The organism is Azonexus sp., assembly GCF_036170495.1.
Classification (GTDB): Bacteria; Pseudomonadota; Gammaproteobacteria; order Burkholderiales; family Rhodocyclaceae; genus Azonexus.
In genome coordinates, this window is record NZ_JAVHPH010000416.1 from 1 (window position 1) to 1,116 (window position 1,116).

At 65.9% G+C, this 1,116-nt stretch carries 2 protein-coding genes; both read left to right on the forward strand.

Going from position 1 to position 1,116, the window contains the following annotated elements; translation table 11 throughout:
- Window positions 1–254 (forward strand): RnfABCDGE type electron transport complex subunit B (locus ADADOO_RS15275; protein WP_511278359.1); only part of this gene is annotated, 254 nt, incomplete at its 5' end.
- Window positions 254–1,116: electron transport complex subunit RsxC (gene rsxC, locus ADADOO_RS15280; RefSeq protein ID WP_511278360.1), on the forward strand; the 863-nt coding region annotated here is incomplete at its 3' end. The genes ADADOO_RS15275 and rsxC, both read left to right, overlap by 1 nt.

Below are 1,116 nucleotides of genomic sequence, written 5' to 3' on the forward strand. Positions count from 1 at the left end.
AAGAAAAGCCCAAGCAGGTCGCCATCATCGACGAGAACACCTGCATCGGCTGCACGCTGTGCATCCAGGCCTGCCCGGTCGATGCCATCGTCGGCGCCGCCAAGCAGATGCACACCATCGTTGCCCAGCAATGCACCGGCTGCGAACTATGCCTGCCCCCCTGCCCGGTCGAATGCATTTCGATGCAGCCGATCGGCGAGAACATCGACAACTGGAAATGGAAATACCCGGTCGTCGAAATCAAGGCCGCCTGATGTCGATCAAGCTCTTCAAGTTCAAGGGCGGCGTCAAGCCGCCGACCCACAAGACAGCGTCGATCACCCTGCCGATTGCCGCTGCCCCGCTCCCGTCGCGCCTGATCGTGCCCTTGCACCAGAGCATCGGCGGCACGCCGCGCCCGGTCGTCCAGGCCGGCGACCTTGTCCTCAAGGGCCAGTTGATCGGCGAGGCCGACGGCTGGATCTCGGCCGCCATCCATGCCCCGACCTCGGGCACCGTTGTCGCCGTGGCAATGCACGTCCAGCCCCACCCCTCCGGCCTCGACGCGCTGTGCGTCGTCATCGAGCCGGACGGCCGGGACGAGTGGATCGCCCGCCAAGCTTTCGACTACGCCAACGCGACAGCCGATGAAAGCCGCCACTACCTGCAGCAGTCCGGCGTTGTCGGCCTGGGCGGCGCGGTTTTCCCGACCCACGGCAAGCTGACGCCGTCGAAAACGGTGCCGATGGAAGAGCTGATCATCAACGGCGCCGAATGCGAGCCTTTCATCACCTGCGACGACCTGCTGATGCGCGAACGAGCCGCGCAAATCGTCCGTGGCATCGGCGTCTTCCGCGACCTGCTGCAGCCGAAAAAGGTGCTCATCGGCATCGAGGAAAACAAGCCGGAAGCCGCCGCTGCCATGCGCGCTGCGGTCGACGCGCTCGGCGAGCCGTTTTCTATCATCCAGATACCAACGCTCTACCCGGCTGGCGGCGCCAAGCAGCTGATCCGCGTGCTGACCGGCAAGGAAGTCCCGGCCGCCAAGCGGTCGACCGACCTCGGCGTCCAGTGCTTCAACGTCGCCACCGCCTACACCGCCTGGCGCGCCATCGCCCACGGCGAGCCGGTCGTCTC